Raw genomic sequence first — 24,850 nt, forward strand, 5'->3', positions numbered from 1 at the left:
CGCCTTATCCGTAATTACCCCGGCCTGACTCGTACATCCAAGAGCGGCGGCAATCATGGAAATTTCTGGCTCATACATTGATTGCGCCGCTAACCTTAAAGGATTCAATTCGAATCAAATGACGCGGGAATCGGCGCGTCTCACCGCTGTCGCGCGCGCAACAAATGCGTCATCTGACGTTCATGAGCGCGATCGCGCCGGCTTTTGACGTCGGCAGAAACATTGCGTGCGTGTTTCATCGAGAGACGGTGTTAATGACTGTGGTGTCGCTTCGATGCAGACGTGGATCTGCGTCATTGTCGGACATCAGATCGTGTCACGCGGCGTGATGCGTTGATCCGCTGCCGAGCGCCGACGGCGAATCGGATCATCCGTTCTGCGGTGCCAATGCAGTTGTGTGTGACGGCGTCGTTGCCGTGCGCAATGTCTCCGGCATCAACGCGCAGTAGCCGATCAGCCCGGCACAAGCGACGGCTGCAAGGAACAGGAATGCGGCGCTATAACCGGCGTGGACGACGATGAATCCGGCGACTGCCGTGCTCAGCGCGCCGCCGAGGCCGGTTGCGGTGGCGATCGCGCCCTGACTGATGTTGAAATGCCCGGTACCGTGCGTGAGATCGGCAACCACGAGGGGGAATAGAGCGCCGAAGATCCCGGCGCCGACGCCGTCGAGCAATTGCACCGACACCAGCCAGTATGGGTTGTCCGACAGCGGATAGAGCGCGCCACGAATGGCCAGCACCGCGAGCGCCACAGCGAAGATCGGCTTGCGGCCCCAAACATCGGCCTTGCGTCCGACCAGCACCGCAACCGGCACCATCACCATCTGCGCCGCGATGATGCAGACCGACATCAGCGACGTCCCGAGGTTGCGGTTGACCAATGCGAGCTTCTGGCCGACCAGCGGCAGCATCGCCGCGTTGGCAAAGTGAAAGATCACGGTGGAGACCGCGAAGATCAAAAGCGGCTTGCAGGTCAGCAGCACGCGAAAGCCGGATGGCTGGTCCTGCGCCGCGCCTTGTCCCTCTGCGACATCGTCGAGTCCGCGCGCGACCTGATGGTCGATGGCGGCGGCCGGGATCGACAGCGTTGCGGCGATGCTGGCGAGCGCCATCGCCGCCAGCAGCCAGAACACGACGATTGGGCCGAACCAGTAGGCTGTGCCGCCGGCGATCGCCGCGGCGACCGCGTTGCCGGCGTGATTGAACGCTTCGTTGCGGCCTGTCCGCGCCGCGAATGCCTTGGGTCCGACAATGCCGAGCGTCACCGCGGCGATCGCCGGCGCGAACACCGATCCGGCGGCGGCCGCGAGCGCTTGGGTCGCGGCGACCAGTTCGAACCGGTCGAGCAGCGGCAGCAGCAGGCACGCGGCGGTCACGGCAATCGCAGCCGCGATCATCAGGGCGCGCTTGGCGTGGCTGCGGTCGATCAGGGCGCCGGACGGGGTCTGGGCGACGATCCCGGCAATCGCCGCGATCGACATCACTGACCCGATCGAGGCCTCGTCCCATTTCCGTTCGGTCAGCAGATAGATCGCCAGATAAGGGCCGAGCCCGTCCCGCACGTCGGCGAGGAAGAAGTTCAACGCATCAAGCGCGCGCGTGGCGGTCGTCCGGGACGGCTGCAAGTCATACCTCGCCGCGGGATTGCGCATCTCAACCCGCTCGCATGCGCAGAGTTCCCGTCGTGGCGAGCGGTGCTGCCATACGGGATCCCTGTTTGGATGGGTTGACCCCGTGGGGGTGTGCGGCCAATTTCCGGCTGAGCCTAAGGGGAGAATAGGGCTCAGCGTAATCCGGGGAGACCGGCCCCCGGATTTCGCTGGCGCTTCATCCGGGTTACGGGCCTTATTCGGGCGACAAGAACAACAAGGGAGAACAAACGATGGATCGGCTCAAGGGCAAGGTTGCGATGGTGGTCGGCGCGGGCTCGATTGGGCCCGGCTGGGGCAATGGCAAGGCGACCGCCGTGACCTTTGCGCGCGAGGGCGCCAGCGTGTTCTGCGTCGATCGCAACGGCGCGGCGGCCGAGGAGACGGTCAAGATCATCACCGAGGAGGGCGGCAAGGCTGTCGCATTCACTGCCGATGTGTCGCGTGCCGTCGAGGTCGAGGCGATGGTCGCGGCCTGCCTGAAGACCTATGGCCGCATCGACGTGCTCGACAACAATGTCGGCATCGCCGAGGTCGGCAGCGTGGTCGAGGTGGCGGAAGCCGATTGGGACCGCGTGTTCGCGGTCAACCTCAAGAGCGCTTATCTGTCGATGAAGCACGTCATTCCCGTGATGATCAAGCAGGGCGGCGGCTCGATCATCAACATCTCTTCGATCGCATCGATCCGCCATGTCGGCATTTCCTATGTCAGCTACAATGCGAGCAAGGCGGCGATGAACCAAATGACGCGTTCGACCGCGGTCGAGTTTGCCTCCAAGCATGTCCGCGTCAACGCGATCCTGCCCGGGCTGATGAAGACGCCGATGGTGGCGCATTCGGCGGGGCTGGCGCAGAGCTACGCCAAGGGCGACGTCGAGGCGATGTGGCGCGCCCGCGACGCGCAGGTGCCGATGGGGCACATGGGCGACGCCTGGGACGTCGCCAATGCCGCGCTGTTCCTCGCGTCGGACGAATCGAAATATGTCACCGGCATCGAGCTCGTGGTCGACGGCGGCATTACTTCGAAGTCCGGTGCGTAAAAGAGGTTACTGCGCCAGCGCCAGGATGCCGCCGGCAAACGAATGCCAGGCGGCCGAGGTGCTGATCGGCCAGTTCAACAGCTTCACCGCGACCAGCGCCAACCCACCATAGATGTAGACCGGGTGCGGACGGCCGCGGGTGCGCCAGTCGAACACGATCGCGACGACCAGCAGCAGATAGGCCACGAATGCCGGCGCGATCGTGACCGGGACCGGCGGTGGCCCCGGCGGGCCTGATGGTGCGAGGAAGGTCAGGAACCAGCGCAACCGCAGCATCGAGGATCGAAACGGCCGCGAGCAGCATCAGCCGCTTGTGTGCTTCGCGGTAGCGGACGTAGATGATCGCGAGCGCGAAGACGATTGCAAAGAACACGATGCCGCTGAACGGAACGATCGAAAAGGCGATGCCTTCGTTGATCTGCCCGATCGCGGCCGAGCGCTTCATGACGCTGATCGAGGCCATCAGGCCCAGCATCGTCATGGCAGTCGCAAGCGACACGCCGATCATGCCGACCCGGCGATGCCGCACGATCCGCCCCGAAGCCGCAAGCCAGCTCTGGAATACGAAATAGAGCGTCCAGGCGAAGAACAGCAGGCCATGCAAATGCACGACAGGGGGCGCTGCCAGCGAACCCCGCGCCATCGGCACCCAGTAGGTCGGGGCAAAGCCGAGTACGGCGACCGCCATGCACGACAACGCCATATAGAAATAGAAGAACTGCGCTTCGATCTTCGCCGAGGCGCGTTGTGAATTGCGATCGATGAGGATTGTCATGATGTTGGGTCTGACAAATCCAGCGATGGTTCAACCGGGCCCGGCTGCGAACGATCTTGTGAAGACGGCGGGCCATCACGCCTCAGCGCTGAGTTCGGCGCGGTCGAGCTCTTCTTCGACCAGATGGAAGGCATCGTCACCGATCGCCTCGGTGTGGCGCAGATCGAGCAGTGCATGACGCGCTGCTGCGATGGCGCGGCGGCGCAGCGGATCGGCCGGCAGTTCGCCCGAGGCGATGCCGCCATCCGGCTCGGTCTCGGCGCGCAGCAGCACCGCGCGGTATTCGAGCCGGAGGATCTCGGCCTCCTCGGAGGGGTCCGCATCGATTTCGTCCAGCGCCGCGCGAAAGGCGACGCCGCGGGCGTGCGCGGCCTCGCGCGCGACCGGATCGTCGTCATCGAATTTCATCGCCAGGATCAGCGGCCGCAGCGTCAGGCCCTGGATCACCAGCGAGCCGAGCACCACGGCAAACGCCGTCAGCAGGATCAGGTCGCGATATGGAAAATACTCCGGCAGCGCAAAGGCAGCCGCCAGCGTGACGATGCCGCGCATGCCGCACCAGGATACGACGATGCTACGTCGCAGCGACGGCACCGCCGCCACTACGTAGCGCGGCAGCAGGCCGCGCGCCTTCAGGGCACGCAGGAAGGCGCCATAGGACATCACCCAGGCGATGCGGACGACGACCACGACCGCGAGGATCGCGGCGGCGAAGCTGCAATATTTCCACCGCACCTCGTCGTCGAGCTCCGACCAGATCGGACGCAGTTGCATGCCGATCAGCATGAAGGCGAGCACGTTGAGGACGAAGATCACGGTTTCCCACACCGTGTAGGACGACACGCGCAGCCGCGCCGAGGTGCGGGCCGGCGCGGTGCGGGCGATGGTGATCGCATAGGCGATGATGGTGAGGATGCCGGACAGTCCGAGATGCTCGGCGATGATCCACACCATGAAGGTGCCGCCGAACTGGGTGATGATCGCGCTCGGTGCCTCGGTGATGCGGCGGGTGATCATCATCCAGACCTGCGCGAACAGATAGCCTGCGGCGAGGCTGCCGACCAGCGCGACCGCAAGCGACGGCACGAATTCGCGCACCTTCATGTGTTCGGCCGCGATCAGGCCGACGGCGACGCGATAGATCAGCAGCGAGCTGGCGTCGTTGAGCAGGCTCTCGCCCTCGAGGATCTTCTGGATCCGGTAGGGCAATTTGACCTGGCGCAGGATCGCGGTGGCCGCGGCCGCGTCGGGCGGGGCGACGATGGCGCCGAGCGCGATCGCGACCGGCCAGGGCATGTCGGGAAGCAGCCAGCGCGCCACCACCGCGACCGCCACCGTCGTGATGCCGACCGCGACCAGCACCAGCGTCGAGACCGGCAGCCAGTTGTTGCGGAGATCGCGCAGCGAGGTATCGAACGCGGCATCGAGCAGCACTGGTGCTACGAACAGCGCCAGCGCCAGTTTCGGTTCCAGCGCCCAGGACGGGCCGGACGGCACGAAAGCCAGCAGCACGCCGCCGACCGCGAGGAAGGTCGGGTAGGGCACCTTGATCTTGCGTGCCAGCGCCGACAACGCAACGGCCGCGAGCAACAGGCCGATGATCCATTCGAATGTGAGCAAGGCGAACCCCCAGTGCAGCCGATCGTCGCAATTGACGTATAATCCAGCGTGTGGTTTTGCGGCAAATGGCGCCGCTGCCGGAAATCAGGGACCGGTGGTTGGGTGCGGGGAGAAGGACGATTTGTCGACGATTGGGATGGTACGCAATTCTGCAAATCTGGCCGTGAATCTGGCTTTGGCGGTGCTGTGCATTTGCCTGTCGGGCGCGCTGACGTCAGGCGTTGCACGTGCGACGAGCAGCGAGCCCGCCAAGGATGTGCAGGCCGATGCCGGCCCCTGCATCGCGGCGGCTGCAGCGGCGGATGAGGACAAGACCATCGATGTCTGCGGCGCGCTGATCGACAATGAGAAGGCGGCGAAGCCCGATCGCATCAAGGCGCTCGTGGCGCGCGCGAGCGCCTATGACCGCAGGCAGATGATCGATCGCGCGATCGCCGACTATGACACCGTGCTCAAGCTGGAGCCCTCGCTTGCCGACGCCCACAACGCGCGCGGCGAGCTGTGGCGCCGCAAGGGCGACCGGCCGAAGGCGATCATGGATTTCGGTGCCGCCGTCAAGCTCAACCCCGATCACGTCGCAGCCAAAGCCAACTACAAATCGCTGTCGCTGGAGCTGGAGCGGATCGGCGCCATGATGGCGGTCGCCGGCAAGCCGAGCTTCGATTGCCGCAAGGTGCGCCGAGCGGTGGAGAAGGCGATCTGCGCCAATCCCGCGCTCGCCGATCTCGATCGCGAGATCGGTGCGTCGAGCTTTCGCGCGGTACGCGAGTCAAAAGACCCGCGGCAGGCACGCGAGCTGCAGCGCGAGCAGGATCAATTCATCGCCCGCCGCAATGCCGAATTCGGCAAGCCGGGCTATGATTTGCAAAAGGCGATGCGCGAGCGGCTGCAGCGGATCAACGGGGTCGACGGCTATTAGCCGGACCCGGTCGACCCGGCCGAAGGTCGCGGTCATTTCGGCTTGAAACCCGGCCGCTTCACGTGACAATGGTCGGCAAATGACGCGCGACCGCGCGAGGGAGAAACGCGATGAACAGCCAGCAGACGAGCCGGTATCATGAGGTGCATGCCCGCTCGCTTCGGGACCCCGAGGGCTTTTGGGCAGAGGCGGCGCGCGAGATCGACTGGATCGAGCCGGCGAAGAAGATCTACGATCCCTCGATGGGCGCCTATGGACGCTGGTTCACCGGCGCCGTGGTCAACACCTGCTACAACGCGCTGGATCGCCATGTCGCCGGCGGCCGCGCCGGCCAGGTCGCGCTGATCCACGATTCCCCGCTCACCAACACGATCACCAAGTTCACCTATTCCGAGCTGCTCGAGGAGGTGCAGACGCTCGCCGCGATCATGCAGGATTTCGGCGTGACCAAGGGCGATCGCGTCATCCTCTATATGCCGATGGTGCCGGAGGCGGTCGTCGCGATGCTGGCCTGCGCGCGGATCGGTGCGGTGCACAGCGTGGTGTTCGGCGGCTTCGCGGCCAAGGAGCTGGCGACCCGGATCGACGACGCCAAGCCGAAGCTGATCTTCTCTGCGAGCTGCGGGCTCGAGCCCGGGCGCATCGTGCAATACAAGCCGCTGCTCGACGAGGCGATCCGGCTCGCCGGCGCCAAGCCGGAGACCTGCATTATCCTGCAGCGGCCGCAGCAGGGTTGCGAGCTCACCGCGGGCCGCGACCATGACTGGGCGACGCTGCGCCGCGCTGCGTTCGACGCCGGCAAGGCCGCGCCCTGCGTGCCGGTGCTCGCAACCGATCCGCTCTACATCCTGTACACCTCGGGCACGACAGGCATCCCGAAGGGCGTGGTGCGCGACAATGGCGGACATCTCGTTGCGCTGAAATGGTCGATGTACAATCTCTACGGCGTCAAGCCCGGTGAGATCTGGTGGTGCGGCTCCGACATCGGCTGGGTGGTCGGCCACTCCTACATCGTCTACGGCCCGCTGATCCATGGCGCGACCTCGATCATGTATGAGGGCAAGCCGGTCGGCACGCCGGACGCCGGTGCGTTCTGGCGCGTGATCTCAGAGCACAAGGCGGTCGCCTTCTTCACCGCGCCGACCGCGTTCCGCGCGATCAAGAAGGAGGACCCCGAGGGCAGGCTGCTCAAGAGCTACGACCTCTCGAGCTTCCGCACCCTGTTCCTCGCCGGCGAGCGCGCCGATCCGCCAACCGTGGAGTGGGCGGAGCAGCAGCTCAAGGTGCCCGTGATCGACCACTGGTGGCAGACCGAGACTGGTTGGTGCATCGCCGGCAATCCGGTGGGGCTGGGCATGCTGCCGGTCAAGCACGGCTCGCCGACGGTGCCGATGCCGGGCTATCAGGTCGACATCGTCGACGAGGCGGCAAAGCCGGTGGCGGCGGGCACGATGGGCTCGATCGTGATCAAGCTGCCGATGCCGCCGGCCTGCCTGCCGACGCTGTGGCAGCAGGACGATCGCTTCAGGGACGCCTACCTCTCGGAATTCCCCGGCTACTACAAGACCTCGGATGCCGGCTACAAGGATGCGGACGGCTATGTCTGGGTGATGGGCCGCACCGACGACATCATCAATGTCGCCGGCCACCGGCTCTCCACCGGCGGCATGGAAGAGATCCTCGCCTCGCATCCCGATGTCGCCGAATGCGCCGTGCTCGGCGTCAAGGATGCGATCAAGGGCGAGGTGCCCTGCGGCTTCCTGGTGCTGAAGGCCGGCGTGACCAAGCAGCCCGCCGAGGTCGAGAAGGAGGTCGTGGCGCTGGTGCGCGAGAAGCTCGGGCCGGTCGCCGCCTTCAAGCTTGCGATCACAGTGGCGCGGCTGCCGAAGACCCGCTCCGGCAAGATCCTGCGCGGCACTATCAAGAAGATCGCGGACGGCGAGCCCTGGACCATGCCGGCGACGATCGAGGACCCCAAGGTGCTCGACGAAATCGGCGAGGCGCTGAAGGGCAAGGCGTAGCTCGTTGTCGGTGCGCTGTTGAGAGATCGCTCCGTGTGGCCCGCTCTCCCCAACCCTCCCCCACAAGGTCCCCACAAGGGGGGAGGGTGAACCTCCTCCGAATGAGTGGACACCTGTAGTAGGCTCAGAGAGCCCGGAGGTGTCGGATGCAAGAGCGTCAACGTCGGTCGTTTACCGAGGAGTACAAGCGGCAGGCCGCTGAACTCGTGGTATCGAGTGGCCGGTCGATCACGTCGGTCGGCAAGGAACTCGGTCTGCGTGATTCGGTGCTGCGGCGCTGGGTGGAGAAGCTCCGGCAGGAGCCGGCAGCGGCGGCGCGGCGCCCCACGACGCAAGCGACGCCGATGCCGGCGGACCAGGCTGCCGAGATCGCCCGGCTGCGCGAGGAGAATGAGCGGCTGCGCATGGAGCGGGACATTTTAAAAAACTGTCCAGCGCCGTGGCGTGCCTGCGCGGGGTAGAAACAGCCTTGTGCTATCGTCTGAGGCCGGGAGGGTAGCGGCCGTCAGCTTATTGGAGGCACTGTCCCCGTTAAAAAACGTGGTCCATGGGTGCATGCGGACTTGAGAGTGGTGACGGCGCTCCGGCGGCGATCCCGATTAGGAAGATGACAAATTGGCATAACCCAGACCCTCCTGCCCATGATTGGACGGAGGACCCGCAATGCTCAAGACGACAACTGCAGATCGCCCGGAATTGAAGCCAGTCAACGTCGGGGCGGCTGCCATCGACATCGGATCAAAGATGCACATGGCCGCCGTGAACCCGGCCTGCACCGATGTCCCAGTGCGCACGTTCAGCACGTTCACACAGGACCTGCATAGTCTGGCGGACTGGTTCAAGACATGCGGTGTGACCAGCGTCGCGATGGAATCCACTGGCGTCTATTGGATCCCGGTCTACGAGATTCTGGAGCAGCGCGGGTTCGAGGTCATTCTGGTCAACGCGCGGTATGCCAAGAATGTGCCCGGGCGCAAGACCGATGTCAGCGATGCTGCGTGGTTACGCCAGCTTCATTCCTATGGGCTGTTACGCGGCAGCTTCCGTCCCGATGCCGAGATTGCGACCCTGCGCGCTTATCTGCGCCAGCGGGAGCGGCTGGTTGAATATGCTGCCGCCCATATCCAGCACATGCAGAAGGCTCTGATGGAGATGAACCTGCAGCTCCATCATGTCGTCTCGGATATCACCGGAGCGACTGGTATGCGGATTATCCGAGCCATTGTTGCAGGCGAGCGCAATCCCGACGTTCTGGCAACCTATCGAGACGTGCGCTGCCATTCTTCAACGGAGACGATCCGCGCGGCGCTGATCGGCAACGACCGGGAGGAACATGTCTTCGCTCTGACCCAATCGCTGGAACTCTACGACATCTACCAGGCGAAGATGCTGGACTGCGACCGCAAGCTCGAAGTCTTGATCGCCGCGCTTAGCAACAGAGAAGCAAAGCCGGTCGGAAAGCTATCCCAGCCACGCGTAAAGACCAAGCAGGTCAACACACCCACCTTCGATGTCAGGACCGCGCTGTACGGTGTGCTCGGCGTTGATCTGACTGAGATCCATGGGCTGGGTCCGTCACTCGCATTGAAGCTCGTCGGCGAGTGCGGCAAGGATCTGAGGGCGTGGCCAACCGCCAAGCACTTCACCTCTTGGCTCTGCCTCGCACCCGGCAACAAAATCTCCGGTGGCAAGGTACTATCTTCACGCACGCGGAGATCCTCCAGCCGGGCAGCCGCACTACTGCGATTGGCAGCCACAACCGTGGGGCGGAGCGATACGGCGCTCGGAGCATTCTATCGCCGGCTGTCCTCACGCGCGGGCAAGTCGAAGGCGGTGACGGCGACCGCCCGCAAGATTGCAGTTTTATTCTACAACACACTCCGGCATGGCATGAGCTACAGGGATCCAGGTGCCGACCAATATGAGCGACAATATCGCAGCCGCGTCCTCGCTAACCTTCAGCGCCGGGCCAAATCGCTCGGCTTTGTCTTGCAGGCCATTCCGTGCAACGCCAATCAGGCTGTTTCTTAGGAAGTCGATCGCGATCTTTGCCGGAACCCGGACATGAGCTTCCGCTTCATTGAGGACCATCGCGACGCCTATCCGGTGCGGCTGATGTGCGCCGTGCTCGGGGTCTCGGCGGCCGGCTATTACGCTTGGCGTGAGCGCCCGGTAAACGCACGCGCAACCACCAATGCCGCGCTGCTGGCTGCGATCCGACAGGTCCATCAAGACAGTGGCGGACGCTATGGCAGTCCGCGGGTCCATGCCGCTCTGCGGGTACAGGGACGTGGCGCCAGCCGTGGCCGGATCGAACGCTTGATGCATCTGCACGGCATCCGCGCCATCATGGCATCACCGCGTCGCGTTCGGACCACCGACAGCCGCCACGGCCTGCCGATCGCGCCGAACCTCATCGAACGTCATTTTGCAGCCGCGGCCCCAAACCGGATCTGGCTCGCCGATATTACCTACATTCCGACTGCAGAGGGCTGGCTCTACCTGGCGGCCATCATGGACCTCTTCAGCCGCAAGATCGTCGGTTGGGCGATGCGGGATCACATGCAGGTCGAACTCGCCTCGTCCGCCTTGAAGATGGCAATCCAGCAGCAGCATCCGGAAGGCGGATTGATCCATCACTCCGATCGCGGCGTGCAGTACGCCTCACAGGACTATCGCGCGATCCTGTCGGCCGCCGGCATCACGGCATCAATGAGCCGCAAAGCCGACTGCTACGACAATGCCCCGATGGAGAGCTTCTTCCATACCCTGAAGACCGAGCTCGTTCATCATCGCCAATATGAGACCCGGGCCGAGGCCCAGCGCGATATCTTCGCCTTCATTGAGGGCTTCTACAATCGAACTCGACTCCATTCCGCCATCGGGTACCTCGCCCCGATCGAGATGGAGCTAAAACCAGCTTAACCCTGTCCACTTTTTCGGGGGAAGATCAAGGGAGCCTAACCAGTTTGCTCACCTGACGGGAGGTAGCCACCAGCAGAGGGGTTCCCTCTCCCCTTGTGGGAGAGGGTTAGGGGGTCCTAACCGGCTACATAGGTAACAGAATAGACCGGCGACATAGGTAACGGGTCAACTGATCGGCAAGGAGGAACTTGCCGATGGGGTGGATGGAGACCTGTGCTGTGGATGAACGGATGCGGTTTGTGGTGGCGGCACAAAAGCACGAGGAGTCGTTTGCGGCGGTGTGCCGGCGGTTCGGAGTGAGCCGTCGGGTGGGCTACAAATGGCTTGCACGGTTCGAGGAAGAAGGCGCGGCCGGACTGTTCGATCGTCCGCGAGCTCCGCTGCATCGTCCACAAAGCGTTGCGGAGAAGATCGCTGAGCGCTGCCTTGAGGTGCGTCGGGCGCATCCTAGCTGGGGGCCGATCAAGGTGCTGGCCTTTCTCGAACGGAAGTCACCTCGGACGGCATGGCCCGCGGCAAGCACGATCGGCGAGCTGTTCGATCGTGAGGGGCTGACGGTGAAGCGCAAGCTGCGCCGGCGCGGGCCGCCCTCGAGCGCGCCCTTTGCCGGTTGCGAGGCGGCCAACGACGTCTGGTGCATCGACTTCAAGGGCTGGTTCCTGACCGGGGACGGCATGCGCTGCGAACCGCTGACGCTCACCGATGCCTATAGCCGCTATCTGCTGCGCTGCCAGGCCTTGGCACGCACCGACACGGATCATGTCTGGCCTGTGCTGGACGCTGCGTTGCGCGAGTTTGGGTTGCCACTCTACATGCGCTCGGACAACGGCTCGCCGTTTGCCTCGCGCGGCGCCGGAGGATTGTCACGACTGTCGGTCAAGCTGATCAAAGCCGGCGTGACGCCGGAGCGCATTGCACCGGGCAAACCTCAGCAGAACGGCCGCCATGAGCGGATGCATCTGACGCTGCTGCAAGACGTTGCCAATCCGCCGGCTCCCACCATGCGCGAGCAGCTCAAGCGCTTGCACAGCTTCCAGCATCTCTACAACGAAGAGCGTCCTCACCAATCGCTCGACAACGCCACGCCAGCCGACCGTTACCAGGCCTCCTCGCGCCGCTTCGACGGTGTCTTGCGCAAGCCGGAATACGCTGACGGTCAGGACGTCCGCTCGGTCCGGCACAACGGAGAGATCAAGTGGTTGGGCAACACGATCTATATCAGCGAAGCGCTGATCGGTGAGCCCGTCGGCTTGGCCGAGGACCCGGACGGCTGGACCGTCAGCTATGGCCCGATCGTGCTCGGCACGATCGCCCATCGCGGTGACCAACTCCGCAGACCCAAACGCAAGGCAAAAGGCTGTGGACTTGAGGACAACGCTACGCGTTGCCCTCAGGGTCCACAGCCCCAACAACAGACCTGAACGAAACGAGAATTGTGTTACCCATGTCGTCGGTCTGAACCGTTACCCATGTCGCCGGTTGCTCAAGGGAGAGGGGTAAGCCCCGGGCGCGATGGTTGATGAACGCAGCGTCGTGCAATCAGTCCGCGCACCCCGAAACGCATCTGGAAGCAAAACGGCCTTGATTTTGATGGATTACCGGGTCATCCCGGCCTTCCAACGTCATACCCCATGAGATACGGACCCACGGATGCGATCCATTTCCGCACGCGCGCCCCTCGCACTGCTGCTCGCACTGCCGCTGCTGGCAGGCTGCCTCGAGCGCGGCCGATCGCCGATTGCGGAGAGCATGGGCGACGACGATCAGTACTGCCAGGCCAACGGCAAGGTTGCGGTCGGTTCGCCCGAATATGTCGCCTGCCGCAAGGACCGCGACGTGCAGCGCCAGAACGCCGAAGCCCGCACCGATCGGCGGCAGCGCGATCTCGGCGAATACATGATGAACAATCCGGACCGGCACTAGGCGCGTGATGACGGCCCGGCCGGCGGGGTTGCGCGGACTGGACGAGACCTGGTCTTGTGCGTGTGGAAGGCGAGCTCGCGTTGCAACATGACAGGATCGGAGAGCTCGACGGGCTGCGCGCGATCGCGCTGCTGACCGTCGTCATCTGGCACTATTTCGGGACGCCTGACGGTCCGCAGCGCTGGCCCTGGGAACTGCTGCATGTCGGCCGCTTCGGCGTCGACCTCTTCTTCATTCTGTCCGGCTATCTCATCACGGATATTCTGCTGCGGCACCGCGCGGCCAAACGATACTACTCGGCCTTCTACGGCAGGCGTGCGTTCCGCATCTGGCCGCTCTACTATTTGATGTGCGGCTGCGCAGCGATCGGCTGGTATTTTTCGCTAAGCCCTCATTTGTTTGACACCAGGGGCGTGCCTGGCTGGCTGTATCTGTTCGGCTTGCAGAATTTCGGAATGGCCAAGGCGCAGACGGACGGCGCTTACTGGCTGGCCGTCACCTGGTCGCTTGCGATCGAGGAGCAGTTTTATCTGCTGTTTCCGTTGCTGGTCCGAAATATCCCGTCCGAGCGGCTGTTCGCGATCTTGCTCGTCCCGATCCTGATCTGCCCGATCGGGCGCCTGATCGACAGCACGCTGCCGGATGCCTATGGCTGGTACGTACTCCCGCAATTCAGGATCGATTCGCTTGCGATCGGCGCGCTGATCGCCTGGTGGCGTCTCTATCGCAAGCCGGATGCCGAGATCTCCGGACGCGTCGCCGCGATCCTCAAATGGTCGAGCGTTTCGCTTCCCCTGTTGTGGCTGTTCGGGTGGAAGCGCTGGTCGGTGGCGTTCTCGCACACGCAGGTCGAGATATTCTTCGGTTCCCTGCTGTTCGTCGTTCTGGAAAATCGCGGCTCTGCAAAACTCGCGATCCTGCGCAGCTCGGTCGCGAACTTCTTTGCCAGAACGTCCTACGCGGCGTACCTCACCCACCACGTCATCGTGTACCTGCTGTTCGCCGTGCTCCATGAACCCAGGACAGTGACGAACCTCGCCGGCATCCTGCTGACCTTCGCCGCGCTTGCCCTGACGTTCGGGCTGTGTGCACTGAGCTATCGATATTTCGAACGTCCGCTGCTCGACTTTGCCCACCGGCGTTTCTCGTTCGGGTGAGCGAGGCCGGAGACCGGCGCGCCGCGTGCCGGATCAGGGCAACGCGTGCTCGCAAACAAAAAACGCGGCGAGTTGCCCCGCCGCGTGTCGTCGTCCGGTGGTCGCGCGAGGCGCTTACTGTTCCTCGTCGTCGGCCTTCTTGCCGCCGATCGTCTTCAGCTTGGCGAACACGGCATCGACGTTGAGGTCGTCGTGCTTCTCGATCGGCTGATCGTCCAGTTCGTCCTTGCGCGTGGTCTCGGAGGCCGGCAGCAGCGTAGCGCCGCCATAGACGGTCGTGGTCGGCTTCTCCTTGGCGGCGCGCTGCACCTCGAAATCGAGCTCGATCTGCGAGCACAGGCCGAGCGTCACCGGATCCATCGGGGTCAGGGTCGAGGCGTTCCAGTGGGTGCGGTCACGCACGCTGGCGATCGTGGTCTTGGTGGTGCCGACGAGGCGCATGATCTGGGCGTCCTTCAGCTCGGGGTGGTTGCGCACCAGCCAGAGGATCGCGCTCGGCCGCTCATGGCGGCGCGACACCGGGGTGTAGCGCGGGCCCTTCTTCTTGGCGGCGGAGGGCAGCACCACCTTGCTCTCCTGCAGCTTGAGACGGTAGTTCTGGTCGCGCTCGCCGCGTTCGATCTCCTCGCGGGTCAGCTGGCCGTTGGAAATCGGGTCCATGCCCTTGATGCCCTGGGCGGCGTCGCCATCGGCGATGGCGCGGACCTCCAAGGGGTGCATTTTGGTGAAATCGGCCACCTGATCGAACGTGAGGGCGGTATTGTCGACCAACCACACGGCAGTCGCCTTCGGCATCAGCGGTGCGTTGCTCATGGCAAATCTCCTTTGTGCTTCGCCCACCTCTGTCGAGGCGAAGCTGGTAGTCATCGGTGATGACGGGAATTATGGCGCCTATATAAGCCCTCAGGGGGGAATGGCGCAATGGGCCAGCAAAATCGCCTTGACAGAGCCCCAAAGCAGTCCCAAGTCCTTACCTTAATTGGCCGTTCCCTGCCCGCCGGCGAGGGGTGATTCGGTCCCGAGATTGCCCCGAGACAGCCCGATGTCAGCGAAAAAACCCGACCTTAGAATCGTGCTTTGTTCCCCCCGCGGCTTTTGCGCAGGGGTGGTCCGCGCCATCGACACGGTGGAGCGGGCGCTTACCATCTATGGTGCCCCGGTCTATGTCCGGCATGAGATCGTCCATAACAAGTATGTGGTGGACAGCCTGAAGACCAAAGGCGCCATTTTCGTCGAGGAATTGGCCGAAATCCCCGACGATACCAACGCGCCGGTGGTGTTTTCGGCCCACGGTGTTCCGAAATCGGTTCCGGCCGAGGCGAAATCCCGCAATTTCTTCTCGTTGGATGCAACCTGTCCTCTGGTGACCAAGGTCCACCGCGAGGCGGCGATCCATTTCAAGCGCGGCCGCGAGATCCTGCTGATCGGGCATTCCCACCATCCCGAGGTGGTCGGCACGCTGGGCCAGCTTCCGGTGGGCGCCGTGACCCTGATCGAGACCGCTGACGATGCAAAGACCTTCGTCCCGAAGGACCCCGACAACCTCGCCTTTGTGACCCAGACCACGCTGTCGATCGACGACACCGCGGAGATCGTGGCGCTGCTCAAGCAGCGCTTCCCGAACGTCAACGGTCCGCACAAGGAAGACATCTGCTACGCCACCACCAACCGCCAGCTCGCGGTGAAGAAGGTGGCGCCGGTGGTCGATGCCCTGATCGTGGTCGGCGCGCCGAACTCGTCGAACTCGCAGCGCCTGCGCGAGGTCGCCGAGCGCGAGGGCTGCCCGATCGCGGTTCTTGCCCAGCGCGCCAGCGATCTCGACTGGAGCAGGTTTGAAGGCATCACGAGCCTCGGCATCACGGCGGGCGCATCGGCGCCGGAGGTGATCGTCGAGGAGATCATGGGCGCCTTCGCCGAGCGCTACCAACTGCACGTGGAGACGGTCTCGGCCGCGGAAGAGAACGAGTTCTTCCCGCTGCCGCGTTCGCTACGGCCCGACGCTGCCGCGGCGGAATAGACCATATGGCGGTCTACACCGACGTTGCCGCCGAAGACCTCGCGGAATTCCTCAAAAGCTACGAGATCGGCGAATTGCTCTCCTACAAGGGCATCGCCGAGGGTGTCGAGAATTCGAACTTCCTGCTGCACACCAGCCAGGGCGCCTACATCCTCACGCTCTATGAGAAGCGCGTGGCGGAGGACGACCTGCCGTATTTCCTGTCGCTGATGGCGCATCTCGCCGAGCGCGGCGTGTCGTGCCCGCAGCCGGCGCGCAACCGCGAGGGCGAGGTCTACAGCCGGCTCGCTGGCCGGCCCGCGGCGATCATCAACTTCCTCGAAGGCGTGTGGCCGCGGCGGCCGAACGTGGCGCATTGCGGAGGCGTCGGCGAGGCGCTGGCCAAAATGCATCTCGCCGGCCGCGACTTTCCGCTGGTCCGCCAGAACCCGCTATCCGTCTCCGGCTGGCGGCCGCTGTTCGGTCTCGCCGCCGCGCGGGCTGACAGCGTGCAGCCAGGCTTGCACGACTTCATCGCGCGCGAGCTAGATCATCTCGAAGCCGCGTGGCCGGCGAATCTACCCGTCGGCGTCATCCATGCCGATTTGTTTCCCGACAACGTCTTCTTCCTCGGCGACAGGCTGTCGGGCCTGATCGACTTCCCGTTCGCCTGCAACGACATCCTGGCCTACGACGTCGCGATCTGCCTCAACGCCTGGTGCTTCGAGCCGGATCACTCCTTCAACGTCACCAAGGCGCGCGCGCTGCTCAATGCTTATGGCCGCGGGCGGCCATTGTCGGCGGCGGAGGAGGCCGCGCTGCCGCTGCTCGCGCGCGGCGCGTCGATGCGCTTCCTGCTGACGCGCCTGGTCGACTTCCTCAACGTCCCCGAGGGCGCGCTGGTGCAGCCGAAGGATCCGCTGGAATACGTCCGCAAGCTGCGTTTTCAGCAGAACGTCGCTGCCATCAACGACTACGGCATCACGCCAGCGGGATGCGCGGCGTGAGCGACAAGCCGCATGTGATCGTGTTCACCGATGGTGCCTGCTCCGGAAATCCCGGACCGGGCGGCTGGGGCGCGATTCTCAGATTCGGCGACGTCGAGAAGGAATTGAAGGGCGGCGAGCCGCACACCACCAACAACCGCATGGAGTTGATGGCGGCGATCTCGGCGCTGGAAGCCCTGAAGAAGCCCTGCGTGGTCGACCTCACCACCGACAGCCAGTATGTCCGCCAGGGCATCACCGGCTGGATCCACGGCTGGAAGCGCAACGGCTGGCGCACCGCCGACAAGAAGCCGGTCAAGAATGTCGAGCTGTGGCAGCGCCTCGACGCCGCGCTGAAGCCGCATGAGGTGAGCTGGCACTGGATCAAGGGCCATGCCGGCCACGCTGAGAACGAACGCGCCGATGAGCTCGCGCGCGAAGGCGTGGCGATGGCGCGGCTGAAGGGCTAGGTGGTGTGGACTCTAAGGATTCCCTTTTAGGAGCAAATCAGATTCAAGGCTGCTTTTGGGGAGGCAGCCTTGGGTGTGATGGACCGTTTGGTATTGAGCGACGCGGCGTGGGAGCGGATAGCGCCGCTGATCATAGGGCGCCCCGATCAGAAGGGCTCCACCGGGCGCGACAACCGGATGTTCGTGGAAGGTGTGCTGTGGATCGTGCGCACGGGGTCTCCCTGGCGCGATCTCCCGGAGGTGTTTGGCGATTGGAACAGCGTGTTCCGGCGCTTCAGTCGATGGAGCATCAAGGGTGTTTGGTGTCGGATCTTCGAGGCGATGTCCGATGATCCGGACTTCGAATATCTGATCGTCGATTCCACCATCGTTCGGGCGCATCAGCACGCCGCCGGCGCCAAAAAGGGGGGTCTGAAGATCAAGCGGAAGATCAAGCGATCGGCCGCTCGCGCGGCGGTCTGAGCACCAAGATACATATGGCCGTTCGAGGCTTGGGATGTCCGGTGCGGTTCACGCTTACCGCAGGTCAGAAGGGCGATGCACCGCAAGCCGCCGCATTGATCGAAGGCTTATCCGCCGAGGTCGTCATGGCCGATACGGCCTATGACGCCGATCACTTGCGCCAAGCCATCGCCGCCAAAGGCGCGCTCGCAGTCATCCCCAACAACCCGTCACGCGCGCTCAAATATCCGCTCGACAAGCATCTCTATGCCCAGCGTCATCTCGTCGAATGCTGCTTCTCAAAGCTCAAGCAGTTCCGACGCGTCGCAACCCGCTTCGAAAAGACCGCCCGAAATTATCGCGCCGTCGTCACCCTCGCAGCCATCGTCTTATGGATGCGATAAGTGTCCACACCACCTAGGGCGCGGTCGCGCCGCTATCTGGCTGCGTAGGGTGGGTAGAGCGAAGCGAAACCCACCATCTCCGTCCGCGGCAAGAAGCTGATGGGTTTCGCTGCGCTCTGCCCATCCTACGGTGCCAGGCGCTTAGCCAAACTTGAACATGCTGGCGTCCAGCTGTGCTGGCGCGATCCCGATCAGCCAGACTGCACTGCCTGCCGCGTCGGTGATGATGGTCGTGTTGATGCCAGGCGAATAGAACTCGGCCGCCTGAACATCGGCGAACGAATGCAGTGACGTGCCGGCGAAATTGACGAAGTCATTGACGCCGCCGGTGCTGAAGTCCTGGACAACCATGACCTCCGGCGTGCCGTCATTGATCGTGAAAGTGTCGGAGCCGCCGCCGCCCCAGGCATAATCGACGCCGCCGCCACCGGTGATGTTGTCAGCGCCCGAGCCCATCAGGAAAACGTCGACGCCCGCGCCGCCAATGACCGTGTCGCCGCCATTCGAGCCATAAACATAGTTCTGGCCTGAACCGCCGTAGATGAAATTGCCGTCGGTTTCGCCCGACGAGATGAAGATGTTGAGGCCGGAGCCGCCAACCATCGTATCGACGCCGGCACCGCCGTAGAAGTAGTTGGTGCCGATGCCGCCGTAGAGAAAGTCCGCGCCGTCGCCGCCGTACATGACGTTGACGTCGGAAGCCGTCGCTCCGCCGCTTCCGATCAATGTGTCATCGCCGCTGCCACCGAACAGATAGTTGAACCCGGTGCCTCCGTAGATGAAGTCGTTGCCTTCTGCGCCCAGGAGCACGTCAAGTCCATCGCCCCCGACCAGCGTGTCATCGCCGCCATAGGCATAGATGTAATCATTGCCGTTTCCGCCATAGGCCGCGTCATCGCCGATCGTTCCAATGAGGATGTCATTGCTCGCCGAGCCGGACAGCAATTGGCCGGCAACCAGGTCAAAGCCGCCGTCGCTGAAGGGGCCGGCGGAATAGACCACCGATGTCGTGCCGAACACCCCCGGATGGATTGATGAATCTGCAAAAAGCTCGTTCGGCGCAATTGAGGTCGTGAAGGTGAAGCCGGTGAGCGATTGGCCGGGCTGCAGCGCGGTGGCGGTGGAGTCTGCGACCCAACGGACGCTGTAGCCGTTCGCCGGGGGGACACCATCCGTGATGCTTGCGGTCCATCCCGAAGGGGCTACGAAGGTCGGAATCTCGCTCAGGTAGCCCTGGCCGGGCAGCCAGGAGAACCAGAATGTACCAATCGGGGTGGTACCATTGTCGATCAAGGTGATCGTGTACTGATAGCTTGTCGGGGAAAGCTGCACGAATCCGATGAACGCGGATGCATTTTCAGCCATGACGGGCCTCCCTGATCAGTGCGGCCGAACATTAAGTTGTTGGAATTTAATCGACTTGAGCCGAAATCAGCGCAGCATCAATGCTCTGCGTGTTGACCAAACACCGGGGCGCCTGGGAAATTCCGGCAAGCTCGGGGGAGGCGGGACGAAAAAGCTGGTCCGCGGAGGGAACCCTTCGTCCGGCACAGATTGCACGTAGCCGGCCCTGCGCAGGGTGGGTCAAGCGCAGCGAAACCTACCATCTCAATGCACGGCACGAAGTTGATGGGTTTCGCTACGCCCTACCCATCCTGCGAAGCTACAACGCGGCGATCCCCAGCTATCGCGACGCCCAAAACTGTCATCGCCCGCGAAAGCGGGCGATCCAGTATTCCAGAGACAGTGGCGATTGAAACGAGAGGCCGCGGCGTACTGGGTCGCCCGGTCCAGTCTACGCCAAGGCTTCGACGAGGCCATAATCATTGGCGCGCCGAAGCTTTAGCGAAGGCGGCGAGCCGGGCGACGACAGCCAGGTTTGCGGCGAAAGCTCAGCTCAGAGCTGCCCGAGCAGCGTGTCGCCGCCGGAGACTTCGACCTTGCCCGGAGCGGGTTCGAGGTTGAGCTTCTTCACCACGCCGTCCTCGACCAGCATCGAGTAGCGCTTGGAGCGGATGCCGAGGCCGTTGCCGGAGGCGTCGAGCTCCATGCCGATCGCCTTGGCGAAGTCGGCATTGCCGTCGGCGAGGAACACGGCTTCGTCGCGCTGGTCGGTGTCGCGCTTCCAGGCGTTCATCACGAAGGCGTCGTTGACCGAGACGATCGCGATGGTGTCGACGCCCTTGTTCTTCAAGGCGTAGGCGTTGAGGAAGATGCTCGGCAGATGCATCTTGTGGCAGGTGCCGGTGTAGGCGCCGGGCACTGCGAACAGGGCGACCTTCTTGCCCTTGAAAATGTCGTCGGTGGTTTTGACCTGCGGCCCTTCGGCGGTCATGACGCGAAACTTGGTTTCCGGCAGCTTGTCGCCAACATTGATCGTCATCGGTGTTCTCCCTCGGTGAAGCGGAAATGTCTTAGACCCGGCGGCCGGACGGCACAATACGACCTGGCGGAAGAACGGCAATGCCGGAGGCTGGTCACCGTTCCGTCATCAGCCGGAAAACCCGCCGGCGTCGAGAAATGCCTGCTCATCCGCGGTGGTTTGGCGGCCGAGGACGCGGTTACGGTGCGGGAAGCGGCCGAACCGGCGGATGATGTCGGCGTGGTCCTCGGCATATCTGAGGTTGTCGGGATGGCCGCCGCATTGCCGAAACAGCGCCACGCAGCGCTGCTGGTCGGCGAGATGCTCCGAATGCTCGAAAGGCAGATAGAGGAATTCGCGCAGCAGCGGATCGATCCGCGCGTCGACGCCGCGGTCGATGGCCCGGCCTGCCACCTCGCGCGCCAGCGGATCGCTGGAAAAAGTCTTGGCGTCGTTGCGAAACAGATTGCGGGGAAACTGGTCGAGCACGATGGTCAGCGCCAGGGCGCCGTCGTCGTTCGCCTCCCATGACGACAGCTCGCCGGCAGCCGCCTTCTGCCAGGTGACGAGGAAGCGGCTGCGGATCTCGGCATCGAACGCGTCGTCGCGCGTGTACCAGCGGTCACGGCCGGCCTTTAGCCAGAAGGTGATGATATCGGCCGGCGTCGCGAGGCGCGCGTCAGTCATGTCCAACGCTCGCCTCGCCGGTCTCTTACGCCGCAGCCTTCTTCTCGTCGCGCAGCTCGCGGCGCAGGATCTTGCCGACATTGGTCTTCGGCAAATCGGTCCTGAACTCGATCTGCTTCGGCACCTTGTAGGCGGTGAGCTGGGTGGCGCTGAACTTGATGATGTCCTCGGCGGTAATGTTCGGGTCCTTCTTGACCACGAAGGCCTTCACCGCCTCGCCGGACTTCGCGTCGGGCACGCCGATCACGGCGCACTCGAGCACGCCCGGATGGCTCGCGAGCACTTCCTCGATCTCGTTGGGATAGACGTTGAAGCCCGAGACCAGGATCATATCCTTCTTGCGATCGACGATCTTGGTGTATCCCCGCTCGTCCATCACGCCGATGTCGCCGGTGCGGAAATAGCCGTCCGCGGTCATCACGCGCGCGGTCTCGTCCGGCCTGTTCCAGTAACCCGACATCACCTGCGGACCCTTGGCGCAGATCTCGCCGGCCTCGCCGATCGGCAGTTCATTGCCGTCGTCGTCACGGATCGAGAGCCATGTCGACGGCACGGGCAGGCCGATCGTCCCGGAGAACTCTTCGATCGTCGCGGGATTGCATGTCAGGGTCGGTGAGGTCTCCGACAGGCCATAGCCTTCCGACAGCGAGGTGCCGGTGACTTTCAGCCATTTTTCCGCGACCGGCCTTTGCGTCGCCATGCCGCCGCCGTTGGCGATCTTCAACTTGGAGAAGTCGAGCTTGTCGAAGCCGGGCGTGTTCAGCAAGCCATTGTAGAGCGTGTTGACCGCCGGAAAGAAGCTGACCTGGTACTTCGACAATTCCTTGATGAAGCCGGCCATGTCGCGCGGGTTCGGGATCAGCAGATTGGTTCCGCCAGTTCGCACGCCAAGCAGGTAACACGCGGTCAGTGCGAAGATGTGATAAAGCGGCAGCGCGCAGACGATGATCATATTGTCGACATGCGGCGGCTTCTTCAGCGCCGGCTGCAGCCAGGCGTCGTTCTGCAGCACGTTGGCGAGCACGTTCTGGTGGATCAGCGTGGCGCCCTTGGACACGCCCGTGGTGCCGCCGGTATATTGCAGGAAGGCGACGTCCTGGCGCGTCAGCGTGGGCTTGGTGAGCTTCATGCCGCGACCGGCCGACAGCGCGTCGTTGAACGAGACCGCGCCCGGGATCGACCAGGCCGGCACCATCTTCTTCACCCGGCGTATCACCAGATTGACGATTACGCCCTTGAAGCCGAGCAGGTCGCCCATGCTGCCGACGATCACCTGCTTCACCGCGGTGTTGGGCAGCACCTTCTGCACGGTGGTGGCAAAGTTCTCCAGCACGATGATCGCCTCCGCGCCGGAATCCTTGAGCTGATGCTCGAGCTCGCGCGGGGTGTAGAGCGGATTGACGTTGACCACGGCATAGCCGGCGCGCAGCACGGCGGCGGTCGCAACCGGATATTGCAGCACGTTCGGCATCATCAGCGCGACCCGCGCCCCCTTCTGCAGGCCCTTGCTCTGCAGGTAGGCGCCGAGCGCCGACGACATCTCGTCGAGCTCGCGATAGGTGATCGACTTGTCCATGCAGATGAACGCCTTGCGATCGGCGAACTTCTTGAAGCTCTCTTCCAGCAATTCGACCAGCGACGAATATTGCGTGACGTCGATATCGGCGGGCACGCCGGCCGGATAGTGCTTGAGCCAGATGCGCTCCATGGTGGTCAATCCCCTCTCTCAAAATTGCCTGATGTCCCGGATTGCTTCCGGGTTTCCGGCGCTTTGGCCGGTACTTGGTCGGCTGTTGGCCGCGTTATTTTCGGCAGTATTGAGCAATGCCGCGGTCAATGGCAAGCCGCGCTATCGACGCATCGGGAATAGGAGGGCCGGCTGGCTGCTAGCCGGCCGGCTTGGCGTCGGCCTTCGGCTTGTCGGCCGCCTTCGGCTTTGCCGCCACGGGCTTCGCTGCCGCGGGCTTTGCGGTGGCGGCAGGCTTTGCGGCCGCCGGCTTGTCCGCGGCCGGCTTCGCAGCTGCGGAATCTGGCTTGGCGTTGGCGTGACGCACCGGCTTGGCCGCCGGCTTGTCGGATTTGGCGTCGCCCTTGTCGGCCGCCGCATCGGGCTTCTTGGCCGTGACGCGGGTGTGCTTGCCCTTGCCGCGCTTGACCGGCTGCATCTTCTCGGTGTCGGCCTCGACGGCGGCGATCAACGCAGCGCCGGTCTTGGTCGGCCCCGTATAAACCACGACCGGCTCCGACGCCGCCGGCGCCTGCGCCAGCATCTCTGACGGTTTCGGCATCGCGGCCTGCAGGCCGGCGGCGAAGAAGGCCACGCCACCTTCACCGTTGGTGCTGGAGCTTCCGGCGCTGGCGACGGTGTCCTCGCCGTCCTCGTCGCTGGCCGGCCGCTTGTGCTTGCCGCCGCACATCTCCTCGCGCAGGTTCGGCGGCGAGGCATCGATCGGCACCAGATTGTCGACGGTGCCGAGCGAAGGCCGCAGCCACGCCAGCCCGTTATTATTGGCAAAGCCGCGATCCAGGAGCTGCGCGGCGCGGATCGCACGCATGCGGCCCGAGGAGGCGCCGAGCACCACGGCGATCAGCCGCTTGCCGTCGCGCGTCGCCGAGGCCACCAGATTGTAGCCTGAGGCGCAGATGAAGCCGGTCTTGAAGCCGTCGGCGCCGGGATAGCGGCCGATCAGCTTGTTGAAGTTCGGCGTGATGCGGCGGCCGAAGCGGATCGACGGGATGTGGACGAAATATTCGTATTCCGGCAGGTCGCGGATGATGGCGCGGGCGAGGATCGCCATGTCGCGCGCCGAGGTGATCTGGCCGTCGGCGGGCAGGCCGTTCGGGTTGACGTAGCTCGTTTGCGTCATGCCGAGCTTTTGCGCGGTCTGGTTCATCATCCCGGCAAAGCCGTCGATCGAGCCGCCGATGCCCTCGGCCAGCACCACGGCCATGTCGTTGGCCGACTTCACCAGCATCATCTTCAGCGCGTTGTCGACGGTGACCTGGGTGCCGGGCCGGAAGCCCATCTTCGAGGGCGACTGCGACGACGCGGTCGGCGAGACGGTGAGCAAGGTGTTGAGTGACACGCGGCCGTCCTTGACCGCCTTCAACGTCACATAGGCCGTCATCATCTTGCTGAGCGAAGCCGGATACCACGGCATCGTCGCATTGTCGGCCTGCAGCACCTTGCCGGAATCGGCCTCGACGACCAGCAGCGCCTCGGCCTGCGCCATCCGCGGCGTTGCGATGGCGAGCATCGCAACAGCCAGAATCCATTTCAACGACGGGCGCAGCGGGCGAGGAAAATGCACGAGTCCGGTTCCGGTCCTTTGAGACCCGCCTTAAAACAAGGAGGTCTTGCGATTGTAGCGTACGGGTTTCAAGCGTGTCCGGTGCCGCGTTGCGGCGATGCAAACCCTATACCGGCTTGCCGGCAGAGAACAGAGGCCGGCGGATTATATCGTGGACGAAAT

19 protein-coding genes and 3 pseudogenes are annotated in these 24,850 nt (G+C 63.9%); 13 read left to right on the forward strand and 9 right to left on the reverse strand.

Translation table 11 applies throughout. The features are described from left to right. Nucleotides 1–367: 367 nt before the first annotated feature. Complete coding sequence (locus HAP48_RS20250; protein WP_224496518.1) at nt 368–1,627, reverse strand: MFS transporter; 1,260 nt, start codon at nt 1,625–1,627, stop codon at nt 368–370. Nucleotides 1,628–1,884: 257 nt separating this feature from the next. Between HAP48_RS20250 and HAP48_RS20255 the strand changes: the two genes are divergently transcribed. Then, nucleotides 1,885–2,691, forward strand: coding sequence for an SDR family NAD(P)-dependent oxidoreductase (locus tag HAP48_RS20255; RefSeq protein ID WP_166210857.1), 807 nt, complete (start codon nt 1,885–1,887; stop codon nt 2,689–2,691). Nucleotides 2,692–2,697: 6 nt separating this feature from the next. Here the strand turns inward: HAP48_RS20255 and HAP48_RS50465 are convergent. Together HAP48_RS50465 and HAP48_RS20270 are read right to left on the reverse strand one after the other, a co-directional pair. Further along, nucleotides 2,698–3,466 (reverse strand): annotated as a pseudogene (locus HAP48_RS50465) (hypothetical protein). Nucleotides 3,467–3,541: 75 nt separating this feature from the next. Beyond that, nucleotides 3,542–5,086, reverse strand: a complete 1,545-nt coding sequence (locus HAP48_RS20270) for a cation:proton antiporter (protein ID WP_166210854.1) — start codon at nt 5,084–5,086, stop codon at nt 3,542–3,544. 136 nt (nt 5,087–5,222) lie between these two features. Here HAP48_RS20270 and HAP48_RS20275 point away from each other — a divergent pair, with 136 nt between their 5' ends. The 8 genes and pseudogenes from HAP48_RS20275 (at nt 5,223) to HAP48_RS20310 (ending at nt 14,031) form a co-directional block, all read left to right on the forward strand. Continuing rightward, nucleotides 5,223–6,005 (forward strand): hypothetical protein, encoded by a 783-nt coding sequence (locus tag HAP48_RS20275; RefSeq protein WP_166210851.1) that lies wholly within the window; start codon nt 5,223–5,225, stop codon nt 6,003–6,005. Between the two features lie 110 nt (nt 6,006–6,115). Beyond that, entirely contained in the window at nt 6,116–8,026 is a 1,911-nt protein-coding gene (locus HAP48_RS20280; protein ID WP_166210848.1) for a propionyl-CoA synthetase, read from the forward strand. A 146-nt stretch (nt 8,027–8,172) separates the two neighbouring features. Then, nucleotides 8,173–8,487, forward strand: coding sequence for a transposase (locus HAP48_RS20285; RefSeq protein WP_166204213.1), 315 nt, complete (start codon nt 8,173–8,175; stop codon nt 8,485–8,487). Between the two features lie 202 nt (nt 8,488–8,689). Next, nucleotides 8,690–10,057, forward strand: coding sequence for an IS110 family RNA-guided transposase (locus HAP48_RS20290; RefSeq protein ID WP_166204212.1), 1,368 nt, complete (start codon nt 8,690–8,692; stop codon nt 10,055–10,057). Between the two features lie 9 nt (nt 10,058–10,066). Next, nucleotides 10,067–10,951 (forward strand): annotated as a pseudogene (locus HAP48_RS20295) (IS3 family transposase); the annotation flags it as partial. A 194-nt stretch (nt 10,952–11,145) separates the two neighbouring features. Then, a complete protein-coding gene (locus HAP48_RS20300) occupies nt 11,146–12,372 on the forward strand; it encodes an integrase core domain-containing protein (RefSeq protein ID WP_420869824.1) in 1,227 nt (408 codons plus the stop codon). A gap of 229 nt (nt 12,373–12,601) precedes the next feature. After that, a complete protein-coding gene (locus tag HAP48_RS20305) occupies nt 12,602–12,874 on the forward strand; it encodes a hypothetical protein (RefSeq protein WP_029878796.1) in 273 nt (90 codons plus the stop codon). 80 nt (nt 12,875–12,954) lie between these two features. Beyond that, a complete protein-coding gene (locus HAP48_RS20310) occupies nt 12,955–14,031 on the forward strand; it encodes an acyltransferase family protein (protein WP_166210842.1) in 1,077 nt (358 codons plus the stop codon). 114 nt (nt 14,032–14,145) lie between these two features. On the opposite strand, the gene HAP48_RS20315 is transcribed toward HAP48_RS20310, so the two are convergent. Next, entirely contained in the window at nt 14,146–14,844 is a 699-nt protein-coding gene (locus HAP48_RS20315) for a DUF1013 domain-containing protein (RefSeq protein WP_166210838.1), read from the reverse strand. A 229-nt stretch (nt 14,845–15,073) separates the two neighbouring features. On the opposite strand from HAP48_RS20315, the gene ispH reads away from it, so the two are divergent. The 4 genes and pseudogenes from ispH (at nt 15,074) to HAP48_RS20335 (ending at nt 18,328) form a co-directional block, all read left to right on the forward strand. Continuing rightward, nucleotides 15,074–16,048: a 4-hydroxy-3-methylbut-2-enyl diphosphate reductase gene (gene ispH, locus HAP48_RS20320; RefSeq protein WP_166210834.1), complete on the forward strand. Its 975-nt coding sequence runs from the start codon at nt 15,074–15,076 to the stop codon at nt 16,046–16,048. Between the two features lie 5 nt (nt 16,049–16,053). Then, nucleotides 16,054–17,034: a homoserine kinase gene (locus HAP48_RS20325; RefSeq protein WP_166210831.1), complete on the forward strand. Its 981-nt coding sequence runs from the start codon at nt 16,054–16,056 to the stop codon at nt 17,032–17,034. Next, on the forward strand, nt 17,022–17,483 hold the full coding sequence (gene rnhA, locus HAP48_RS20330; protein ID WP_166210828.1) for a ribonuclease HI: 462 nt from the start codon (nt 17,022–17,024) through the stop codon (nt 17,481–17,483). The genes HAP48_RS20325 and rnhA overlap by 13 nt, the downstream gene beginning before the upstream one ends. A gap of 78 nt (nt 17,484–17,561) precedes the next feature. Next, nucleotides 17,562–18,328 (forward strand): annotated as a pseudogene (locus HAP48_RS20335) (IS5 family transposase). Nucleotides 18,329–18,469: 141 nt separating this feature from the next. Here HAP48_RS20335 and HAP48_RS20340 read toward each other — a convergent pair. From HAP48_RS20340 to HAP48_RS20360, 5 genes are all read right to left on the reverse strand, one after another. Further along, a complete protein-coding gene (locus tag HAP48_RS20340; RefSeq protein ID WP_166210825.1) occupies nt 18,470–19,693 on the reverse strand; it encodes a calcium-binding protein in 1,224 nt (407 codons plus the stop codon). A gap of 532 nt (nt 19,694–20,225) precedes the next feature. Next, nucleotides 20,226–20,711, reverse strand: coding sequence for a peroxiredoxin (locus tag HAP48_RS20345; RefSeq protein WP_029077665.1), 486 nt, complete (start codon nt 20,709–20,711; stop codon nt 20,226–20,228). A 108-nt stretch (nt 20,712–20,819) separates the two neighbouring features. Next, complete coding sequence (locus HAP48_RS20350) at nt 20,820–21,377, reverse strand: DUF924 family protein (RefSeq protein ID WP_166210822.1); 558 nt, start codon at nt 21,375–21,377, stop codon at nt 20,820–20,822. Between the two features lie 25 nt (nt 21,378–21,402). Beyond that, a complete protein-coding gene (locus HAP48_RS20355) occupies nt 21,403–23,085 on the reverse strand; it encodes a long-chain fatty acid--CoA ligase (protein ID WP_166216176.1) in 1,683 nt (560 codons plus the stop codon). A gap of 178 nt (nt 23,086–23,263) precedes the next feature. Then, entirely contained in the window at nt 23,264–24,688 is a 1,425-nt protein-coding gene (locus HAP48_RS20360) for a D-alanyl-D-alanine carboxypeptidase family protein (RefSeq protein ID WP_166210819.1), read from the reverse strand. Nucleotides 24,689–24,850: the final 162 nt, after the last annotated feature.

Source organism: Bradyrhizobium septentrionale, from assembly GCF_011516645.4.
Lineage (GTDB): Bacteria > Pseudomonadota > Alphaproteobacteria > Rhizobiales > Xanthobacteraceae > Bradyrhizobium > Bradyrhizobium septentrionale.